The sequence below is a fragment of the Pseudoalteromonas sp. TB51 genome (assembly GCF_000498055.1).
Taxonomy (GTDB): domain Bacteria; phylum Pseudomonadota; class Gammaproteobacteria; order Enterobacterales; family Alteromonadaceae; genus Pseudoalteromonas; species Pseudoalteromonas atlantica.
Genome location: NZ_AUTO01000230.1, coordinates 1 through 9,803, shown reverse-complemented (window position 1 = coordinate 9,803; position 9,803 = coordinate 1). Strand labels below are relative to the sequence as shown.

Here is a 9,803-nt window from a genome sequence, read left to right as displayed (position 1 = left end):
CCGCCGTTTTCTACCATTACTAAAAAGTTCTCTAGCTCTGCTAGGTTGTCGATTATGTCGTGCTCGTTATTCATAAATTACTCTTTGTAAAATCTGCTTGGTTAATGCCTATTCGTATAACGTAACCACTAAATTAAGCGAATAGGTATAAATTACTTGGGCGCTATTTTATAGCCGATTAAAATAAACATAAACCTTTGTATCGGGTTATTAAGTATATTTAGTACTAGCGCTTAAAGTTAAAAGCGCTCTACATTCAGTGACAAATTACTTAATGCGCAACCATACGGCTGGGTATTAATGCGGTAATAATCCGTATTTTTTGTGGCAGTTAAATTTATTAAAAGGTCATCTTGTTGCCCTACCGCACTTTGCTCTTGGCTTAGGCACATAGCTTGCGTAAGCGAGCGTAGTTTTGAATCGGTTAAAATATTGGCAAAACGCTGCACCGGTAAAGGCGGTATTTTAACAGGCGCTAATGCTTGGCTAATGGTGCGCTCGCTAAGTTCAAACCCGGTATTAGTAATATCTATTACACTGCGAGCAGGCCAGTACGAGTAGTTATAGCTGTTTGCTTTTTGCTGCGTACTTAAATGCGCAACCCCACTTTGCCCTATTACCGTCATTAAATTTCCTTTGTTGGATTTAATAACAACGAGGGCTGTGTTTTCATCAATACCAAAACCGTGCTTAATATCACCGTTTTTTTGCTTTGCGGTATTTAATGTACTCGCTAGGTTTAGCGTTTGATTTTGCTCACTAAAGCGAGTGCTCAGTGGCCCATAGGTAAACGTGTTTAACCCGTTAAGCGCAGTAGGCTGTGGGGCAAGCTTTGCTTTTAATACCGCTTCGCTTTGGTGCTGTGAGAGATAGACGTTTTCACTTTGTATTTTACTTCCTGCACCTAGCCCTACAATAACAGGGCGAGTTTTAAGCGCGTTCGTCCAGGGGTAGGCAGTATTATTTTCATCATACAGTGCTTTTAAAGCATTTTTAGCCGTGCCGTCGCTAAATAAAACACCGGTACTGGTGTTTATTAAATTAACTAACGCCTCAACCCCATTATTACAAAGTGTTTGCTCAGCCTTTATGAGCTCGGGGTATACATTACTGCGATTATACAGGTTCATTTGTGAGTGACGCAGCGCCGGTAAATCACTACAGGTATTGTTAGTAATTGCTTTAGCAAGTGCAGGTGTAAGCGGTAACCATTGGCTGGTTACACCTTTTGGTAAAAGCGTTTTAAGCGCCTCTACCTGTGCGTATGGGTCGCGCTGGGCTGCGCTAATAATTAATAAGGTGGGTGTTGGGTTAGCAACCTTTAAGCTCCCCGCCATAAATTGCAATATACCGTTGCTTGGTGGCTCAGCTTTTGGGGTGGTGTTTGCATGAGGTTGTTCGAGCATATCAAACACAAAGTTAAACTCTTGCTTTGTTAGGCTATTGAGTTGCTCGTTGTTTATATCGCGCCATTGCCAAAGCAGCTCACTTTTAGAGACTGCGTTTGCATTTTTGCTACTAAGCGCACGTAAGGTATTTAAAACATTTGCTTGGTTATTTGTATTGTTAGTCGGCCAATTTAATTTTATTTGCTCAATATTAGTATTGGTTACCTTAAACACGCTTTGTGAATTTGAGTTATTTTGCGTATTGCAACTTTGCGCTGCATTAGCACTGCAACTATTAATTGTACTACCGGCTAAAATAAGGGTTTGATCTTGCTGCTGGGCAGCCCCTTTAAATGAAAATAAAGTAAATAATACGAGCATAAAGCTCACTCGCTTAGTAAAAAAAGCACGGGTACGCATAACGCTCTCAAAAATGATCTAAATAGGCGTTAAGTTTAACAGCATGTAAAGGCAGGCTAAATAGTAAATGTGGGTCTCAATGATTGCGACACATGGCATTAGTGTATAAAGCAAGTTTGACTGCTAGTTAAAAAAGCGCGATGTGCGTTTTACGCAGCCAATACTCTTACATTTAACCATTAATCTTACTTATTATACTTACTTTGTTTTACAAACAAATTAGAGGCTATATCAATAGGGTAATTATCGTTTATTAGCTCGCTAATAAATTCAGAACACGCAGATGGCGGAGCAATTAAATAGCTTTTATGCTTAGCGCGCGTTATCCCTACGTACAATAAACGTCGCTCCTCTGAATGATTAAAGGTATCTGGTGCGGGCAATAATGCCTCAACAAGTAAATTACCAGAGTTATCGCTTGGAAAACCTAACTTGCCCTGCTCAAAACCTATAATAATACAGTAATCAGCCTCGAGCCCTTTTGAGCCGTGCAGTGTCCAAAAGTGCAGTGGGTTAGCAAAGTTGTTACCTGCTAAGTGCTGCTCTACCTCATTAAGCATAAACCGATAACGGCTCAATACGGCAATACTGGCCGTGCTATTATTTTTATTAATTGTGGCTATAGTTTGCTGCACTTTTAGTGCTACTGACTTTTTACCTTGGTGTAAATCGTCAAGTAACACAACTTGAGGGGTGCTTACTTGCGTATGTGTGGTTATGTGCTTTTTATATTGTTCAGGGTTTTGCATTACAAAGCGCCCCGCTACCTCACTAATACTGTTGTTATATCTAAACGTTTTTTGCAATAACGTGAGTGAGTGGCTGCCTATTAAATCGTTAAACTGTGTGGTAAGCGCCAAATTACCGCCTGAAAACCGATAAATAGCCTGCCAATCATCGCCAACCGCAGTAAAACAAGGTTGTGGACCACTCTTTATTAACGTATTTAAAAACGCCATGCGTGCGCATGAAATATCTTGAAATTCATCAACTAAAATATGGCGCCAAGGTACACTTACCTCCCCCGATTTAACCGCCTGAGCTGCGCTTGCAATCATGTCGTCAAAATCAATAGCATCTTGCTCTTTTAATTTTTCGTAGTATGCATGCTGCATTGCCACCAATAATATTGCATAACTTTTATGATTTATAATGCCACTTTTAGCTATTCGCGCTGCTATTTGAGCGTTAGATAGTTGCTCACCCCGTATTGCGCTTAGGCAGTTTAAGTATTTATTTATATTTTGCTTTAACAGCCCTGTTGCAGATAAACGCTCGTACACTGCGTGGTTATCTACGGGGTTAATGTGTACTTTATGTTTTTGTAGTTGTGCTTTTAAACACTGCTCAAGCTGACCTTCTTGCCAGTTATAATGAAATGTTTGTACCAATGCATGGCCCTGTTTTTTATGGTGCGCGCGAACATATTTAATATGCTCGCTATTGTGCAAGTTAGCCGCGTGCTGCACTGAATTACCTTGCCTATCTGTCACAAAATGCGCCAAGTAAACCTGGTGCTGTGGCAAGTAAAAATCGGCGGTGTCATCATTTTGGTGAGTGTGTTCAATACCATACATGTAAAGCCAGTTGGCAATTAATAAGTGCTGATAACTGCTTACTTTTAGCCCTGATAGGGTTTGATAGGTTTGTGCTTTTATTGTGGTTTTAGTTGCGGTTTTAGTTGCGGTTCTAGTTTCGGTATTGAGGCTATCAGTAGGTTCATACAGTGTCTCAACAAAAGTTTTACAAAAACGTGAGTCTGTTTTTAGGGTATTACCAAGCCACTGTGTAAACCATTGATTAAGCGCCATAGCATCGTTTGCAAAAGGCGATAAACTACGTGTTTTATTAGCGCTTTGCAGTAACTTAAGCCCCAGCGCATGAAAGGTTAAAATAGTAGGCGGCGTAACTTTTAAGTTTGCTTGTTGCGCCCTTAAATTAAAGCGTTGATTTAATTCGTTTGCTGCATTTTTATTATAAGCAAGTATCAATATTTGCTCGGGTTTTACACCACCATGAGCAATTAAATCCAGTGCCTTTGCAACCATTACTGAGGTTTTGCCAGTGCCTGCGGCCGCTAGCACTAAATTTTTGTCGTTATTGCGTATAACAGCAAGGCGTTGCTCGTGTGTAAGCGGGTTTGATTCAACCACATTATAAAAGTCGGCTCTTGCCGTTAGTGTTTTTTGCTCATAACTTTTACGTAGCTGCTCTGTGGCATGCGCTACTGTTGGTGAGCTACTTAAAATAGTTAAAAACTTAATATTAATGGCCGATAAATGCTGCTGCCATAGTGCAGGTAAAGCGCCGTACTGCTGTGCCAGTGAAAACACCGCCGATTTTAATAACGGCACGTTTGAGTCGCGAAGATACTCGTTTGTTGCATAACGTTTTACAAGCGTTTTTGCTGTGTTCACTTTTTCTTCTAGGTGATTGGCAAAAACGCTGTTTAGCTGCTCACTAAGCGTTTGAGCCTGCTGTTTATTTAAAAAGCTAATTACCGTTTTTTTATTATGGTTGAGGGTTATTTTCCCGCTAAACAGGCCTTTTTTAAATTGTGTAAAATTAGTAAAGTCGCTAATTAAATAGGCGCGTGAAGTAGTATTTTTAAAATGTATAACGAGTGAACTTTGCTTAATAGTAACGGTGTTAATACGCGTAAAAAAACGTCCTAACCAGCTTGGAGTGGCAATAAACTGCGCCATAAAACCTTGAATAAACTAAAATTAAAAATAAATTTTATCACAATTTAAACGCCAAGGCGCGACCCGCCTTAAAAGTGGCAGCNCTGGTTAACCAAAGCATGTACAAGCAGGCCTCATAAATAGCCCATAGGCTGTGTACATTGGGTGTTTAAACTGCGCTAAACACCTCCTAAAACAATCAACTCGTCTTAAGTATTTACTCTAAACAGGTGTTTAAATTTGCTTAAACTTTACGTTTGAATATTGAACAAATTGCACTATTAGTTTAATGTGAAGCTTTTATTAAACGAGAAATAATATGGATTTAACTAAGGAAGAGTTAAGTTTTATTTCGTCTGTTGTAGGCAGTAACAAGGACAATACAAACGATAACTCGCAGCTTAGCTTAAAAACGGCTTTGCCAGATACACTAAAAGGTTTGTTGTCTCACGCTAAATTAACCATGTTAGCTGAGGTAGGCCATTATCAGTTGTGGTTTCCGCTTGAGTTTAAGCTCAACGATGACGGCTACTTAAACCCCGTACTGAGTGCGCCTGAGGTAATTGATACCGAAGGTGTAGACAGAAGCTGGCGTTATTCAGACCTGCATTTACAAAGCGAGCGCTTTTATGTGCTTTCGCTCTCAAGCAGTGGCGTGCTATTAAAGCCGCGCGATCATCGCTATAGCCTTACCCACGCGCAACATATTACGTTTAAACTACCCAATAAGAAAAAAGTCACTCTGCTTATAGATTTAGTCCGTAAAACTAATTTAGGCTATGCCGCAAAAATTGTCAGTATCAAAAGTGGTAAAGAGGCATTACGTGAGTATTTATATGAAAAACATAAACGTGAAAACGCCACCTTGTACGAAAACACGGCTGGTGTAACTGAGCATTTCTAGTTGCAGGCTGTTAATTGCAGCGATAAGCTAACGCCTTTATAAAGCGACAAGTTAAAGGCACACAATGAGCGACACTTTATACCCAATTGGTACCCCTAATAAACCATGGAACGACAGTGATAAAGCAGCATGGTTACAACTTCAACAAAAAAAGCGCGATTATAACCAGCTCGTAGTAAGTAAAATTACCCAGCCTAATGAGTTTTTAGATGTAGAGCAGTACGGCGAATTAAATTATTCGCCGCTTAGCTTTGCACTTTATTTATTTAAAAGTAAAAATTGGCAAAGTGATCGCCCTACCGTGTTAATTACTGGGGGTGTGCACGGCTACGAAACAAGTGGCGTTATGGGTGCGCTGGCATTTGCTCAAACCGCTGTTGCACCTTATACAACGCGTTTTAACTTTATTATTGCACCTTGTATTAGCCCGTGGGGTTTTGAAACCATAAATCGCTGGAACCCAGAAGCAATTGATCCAAATCGCTCTTTTTACGATAACAGCCCTGCCCAAGAATCTGCAGCTATAATGAAATATGTAGCCTCGCTAAACACTGAGTTAGTTGCGCATATTGATCTGCACGAAACCACAGACACAGACAACAGTGAATTTAGACCCGCTTTGGCGGCGCGCGATGGTAAAATTAACACCAACTGGAACATACCAGATGGTTTTTATTTAGTGGCTGATAGCAAAAAACCAGCACCTGAGTTTCAAAAAGCCATTTTAAATAGTGTTGAGAAGGTGACGCACATTGCCCCCAGTGACGAAAACAATCAATTAATTGGTGTACCGCAGGAACAATTTGGCGTTATCAATTACGCAGCACGCGAATTGGGCTTATGCATGGGCTTTACCAATGCCCCTTATGTAACTACAACCGAAGTATACCCAGATAGCCCAACTGCCTCAGATGAGCAGTGTACTCAAGCGCAAGTTGCTGTTATTACCGGCGCGTTAGATTATTTAAAGTCACTTTAGGGGCTTTAAATACCCATGTGCAATAATACTTAATCATTTTTTGGGGCTAAACGTGTCGCTACCTTCGTTAAAAAACTTTCATTTAAGACTGCATGGATGCAGAAGGGAGAGCAATGCAGGAGCAATTGCCAAGAACAACTGAATAGCGGATTTTTTGACAAGCTATCAACACGTTTTACTAGCCTCAAGATAGCTAACTTAATTAAGCAAATTGGTATAAGTTATAAACTAATTGAAATTAGGAACCTACGATGAAGTATAAAAATAAGCATGCTGAGGTAACTTTATCCGTTGAGGGCAATATAATTATTGCCCAATTTAGCGGAAATTTAGACCTAGAGCTATTGGCCAACTTTAAAACTGCCCTTTTTGATACTGTGGCTGAATTTGAAGGTAAGCAATGGGGTTACATAAGCGACTCATCGTGTGTACTTGCAGCTACGCCCGATGCAGAGCAAGAAATGGTCGCCATAAGCACACATATGCAGCACACTAACTGCTTGATAAGTGCATTTGTCCTCACCTCCCCTATTGCTATAAGCCAAATGCAGCGAATAATGCAAAACGCTAAACGCGATGTAGATTTTAACCAATGTTTATTTGATAACCTAGATGCTGCAAAACGTTTTATTTCATCGCAATTAAATAATGGCGTGAGCTAATTTTAGCCCAAGCCATTGCTAGTTTTTATAAAACTGGCTTGTTTTAGTAATCGCTATATCAGGGTTTTCTACAGCGGTAATCACAAAGCTAACTGGGGTCACTTTTGTTGCTATGTCGTAGCCATCGGCGGTGACTGTAACCGGAATTTTTTTCATCACTCCTGGCAATACCAAAATAGAGCTTGGCGCACTAAGTGTGGCCACAGGTAGGCCTTCAATGGCTACGCCGTAGTGCAATGGCTGCTGGGTTTTATTGATAATAGTGAGTGTGTATGGGTTTTCTACCAAGCCTTCATAATTTACACGGTATAATGCGTTTCTGTCGCGCAGTACCGATGCCTCTATTGGCGTACGTTGCAATACCCACGCAATCATAGAAATAAGTAATACCCCTGTTAATAAACCATACCCCACTAATTTAAGCCTAAATGGATTGGTTTTTTTACCTTCTAGCTGTTTTTCGCTGGCGTATTTAATTAACCCTTTTTGATAGCCAAATTTATCCATAGTGTCGTCACAGGCATCAATACATAAGCCACAATTTATACACTCGTATTGCAAGCCGTTACGAATATCTATGCCCGCGGGGCATACCTCTACACATAAATTACAATCAACGCAGTCGCCTAAATTAAGGGCTTTAGGATCAGCTTTGCGTTTGCGAGGGCCTCTGTTTTCACCGCGCTTTGCATCGTAGCTCACTACCAATGTATCTTTATCAAACATCACCGATTGAAAGCGAGAATACGGACACGCCACATTGCACATTTTTTCGCGTAAAAAGCCGGCATTTCCATAAGTACAAAATGCAAATAAAAACACCCAAAAGCTGGTAATGCCCGACCACTGTAAGGTAAACATTTCAAGGTATAAACTTTTAGCGGGAATAAAATACGCCATAAACGACGTTGCAGTAAGCAGCGATATAACAAGCCACGCAGCGTGTTTGGTTATTTTTTTACGCCACTTTAATGTACTCCATGGCGATTTATCTAACTTTATACGCTGATTACGAGTACCTTCTATACGTTGCTCAACCCAACTAAACATTAACATCCAGATTGTTTGGGGGCAGGTATAACCACACCACACACGGCCAAGCCAATTCGTGACAAAAAACAAAGCAAACGCGCCTACCATAAATAGCAGCGCTAAAATCATAAAGTCTTGCGGCAGTAAGGTTAAACCAAAAATAGTAAACTTTTGCGTGGCTACATCAAGTAGCACGGCTTGCTCACCTTTGTATTGAATCCAAGGAATGGCAATAAACATAAGCATAAGTAACCAACCAAGGTTACGGCGTATTTGTTGGTAAAAGCCTTTTTGCTCACGAATATAAATAGGCCCTGGTGTGTTATAGGGCTTGATGATCATATCTTCTTCTTTAATATCAAACTTCATAGTAGCTACTTAATAGTGACGGTATTAATGCTACTTTTGCAACTTTCAGACCAAGCTGAAAGCTTAACTAACCAATTGATATTAAATACATTTATAAATTACCGGAAAAATTGATCCGCGATATTTAACGAATAGCGCGATATATCACGTATTTTTGCTTATTCCTAGTTTACGCATTTTTGAGCGCAAAGTACTCTCGGGCAAGCCTAATTTGCAAGCAGCGCCTTTATCGCCAGATATTTGCCACTGTGATAATTCAAGCACCGCAATAATGTGCTGTTTTTGCGCCTCTGCAAGCGTAAGTGATGTATTTACAGCTGTGCTTGCATCGCCATGCAATGGCTGACTCAGTTTAAGGACAGTATGTTTAGTTAAAATAGCTTCGCGCTCTAGTACGTTTTGTAACTCGCGAATATTACCAGGCCAATCATAAGCTTGTAGTTGGCTAATTGCTTTTTTACTCACCCCTTTTATTTGCTTTGCTAAGCGTTTATTTAGTTGAGTAATTAAATTGGTGCATAAATAAGGAATGTCTTCTTTGCGCTCTTTAAGCGCAGGCACTTTAATAGGAAACACATTAAGGCGGTAATATAAATCAATTCGAAAGGTGCCTTTTTGCACCATTTGCCATAAGTCGCGATTGGTTGCTGCCAATACTCTAATATTTACCTTAAGCGTAGTACTACCGCCAACCCGTTCAAACTCTTGCTCTTGTAATACCCGTAGCAATTTACTTTGCGCTTCTAATGGCAGCTCAGCAACTTCGTCTAAAAACAGTGTGCCTTTGTCGGCCAGTTCAAAGCGGCCTTTACGTCGCTCGTTTGCACCGGTAAACGCACCGCGCTCGTGGCCAAATAATTCAGACTCCAACAAGCTTGGCGTAAACGCTGCGCAGTTCACTTTTATAAAAGCTTGATTACTGCGTTTACTTAACCGGTGTAAGTTACGCGCCACCAGCTCTTTGCCGGTTCCATTTTCACCTAAAATTAATACTGTGCTGTCGGTTTCGCTAACGAGTTTAATTTGCGCCAACATAGCTTGAAAAACATGGCTTTGGCCAACTAAACCTGAGTCTTGCCAGTCTTCGTTAAGCTCTGCAATTAGGTAGTTATTTTCATCTTGCAGCTGCTCACTCAAATGCTTAACTTGCTCAAGCGCTTGCTTAAGCTCGTTTTGGGTTTGCTGCTGCGCCGATATATCGCGAAATACCGCGACCGCACCAATTAACTCTCCTTGCCTGTAAACGGGGGTTGATGTGTATTCTACTGCAAACGAGGTGCCGTCTTTGCGCCAAAATACTTCGTTTTTAACCTCGCGGCGTTTGCCATCAAACATGGTGCAATATATTTGGCATTCATCGGCTGG

7 protein-coding genes are annotated in these 9,803 nt (G+C 40.6%); 3 read left to right on the top strand and 4 right to left on the bottom strand.

Features of this window, described 5'->3' with window-relative positions; translation table 11 throughout:
• Positions 1 to 239: 239 nt before the first annotated feature.
• Both L650_RS0112965 and L650_RS0112960 read right to left on the bottom strand, forming a co-directional pair.
• Complete coding sequence (locus tag L650_RS0112965; protein WP_029773382.1) at positions 240 to 1,808, bottom strand: hypothetical protein; 1,569 nt, start codon at positions 1,806 to 1,808, stop codon at positions 240 to 242.
• A gap of 185 nt (positions 1,809 to 1,993) precedes the next feature.
• Positions 1,994 to 4,513, bottom strand: coding sequence for a UvrD-helicase domain-containing protein (locus tag L650_RS0112960; RefSeq protein ID WP_029773381.1), 2,520 nt, complete (start codon positions 4,511 to 4,513; stop codon positions 1,994 to 1,996).
• A 298-nt stretch (positions 4,514 to 4,811) separates the two neighbouring features.
• On the opposite strand from L650_RS0112960, the gene L650_RS0112955 reads away from it, so the two are divergent.
• From L650_RS0112955 to L650_RS0112945, 3 genes are all read left to right on the top strand, one after another.
• Positions 4,812 to 5,396 (top strand): hypothetical protein, encoded by a 585-nt coding sequence (locus L650_RS0112955; protein WP_029773380.1) that lies wholly within the window; start codon positions 4,812 to 4,814, stop codon positions 5,394 to 5,396.
• A 64-nt stretch (positions 5,397 to 5,460) separates the two neighbouring features.
• Positions 5,461 to 6,375 carry a M14 family metallocarboxypeptidase gene (locus tag L650_RS0112950; RefSeq protein ID WP_024032190.1) on the top strand — a complete coding sequence of 305 codons (915 nt, stop codon included), beginning with the start codon at positions 5,461 to 5,463 and terminating at the stop codon, positions 6,373 to 6,375.
• Positions 6,376 to 6,626: 251 nt separating this feature from the next.
• Positions 6,627 to 7,037: a hypothetical protein gene (locus L650_RS0112945; RefSeq protein WP_029773379.1), complete on the top strand. Its 411-nt coding sequence runs from the start codon at positions 6,627 to 6,629 to the stop codon at positions 7,035 to 7,037.
• Positions 7,038 to 7,055: 18 nt separating this feature from the next.
• Here L650_RS0112945 and ccoG read toward each other — a convergent pair whose 3' ends face one another.
• Both ccoG and L650_RS0112935 read right to left on the bottom strand, forming a co-directional pair.
• The gene (gene ccoG / locus L650_RS0112940; protein WP_029773378.1) at positions 7,056 to 8,438 is read right to left on the bottom strand and encodes a cytochrome c oxidase accessory protein CcoG; all 1,383 of its coding nucleotides are present in this window, start codon (positions 8,436 to 8,438) and stop codon (positions 7,056 to 7,058) included.
• A 144-nt stretch (positions 8,439 to 8,582) separates the two neighbouring features.
• The coding region (locus tag L650_RS0112935) for a sigma-54 interaction domain-containing protein (RefSeq protein ID WP_029773377.1) at positions 8,583 to 9,803 on the bottom strand (1,221 nt) is incomplete at its 5' end.

Excerpts from the sequence above, each read along its gene's own strand:
- L650_RS0112965 (WP_029773382.1), bottom strand. The coding sequence starts at position 1,808 with ATGCGTACCCGTGCTTTTTTTACTAAGCGAGTGAGCTTTATGCTCGTA.
- L650_RS0112960 (WP_029773381.1), bottom strand. The coding sequence starts at position 4,513 with ATGGCGCAGTTTATTGCCACTCCAAGCTGGTTAGGACGTTTTTTTACG.
- L650_RS0112955 (WP_029773380.1), top strand. The coding sequence starts at position 4,812 with ATGGATTTAACTAAGGAAGAGTTAAGTTTTATTTCGTCTGTTGTAGGC.
- L650_RS0112950 (WP_024032190.1), top strand. The coding sequence starts at position 5,461 with ATGAGCGACACTTTATACCCAATTGGTACCCCTAATAAACCATGGAAC.
- L650_RS0112945 (WP_029773379.1), top strand. The coding sequence starts at position 6,627 with ATGAAGTATAAAAATAAGCATGCTGAGGTAACTTTATCCGTTGAGGGC.
- ccoG (WP_029773378.1), bottom strand. The coding sequence starts at position 8,438 with ATGAAGTTTGATATTAAAGAAGAAGATATGATCATCAAGCCCTATAAC.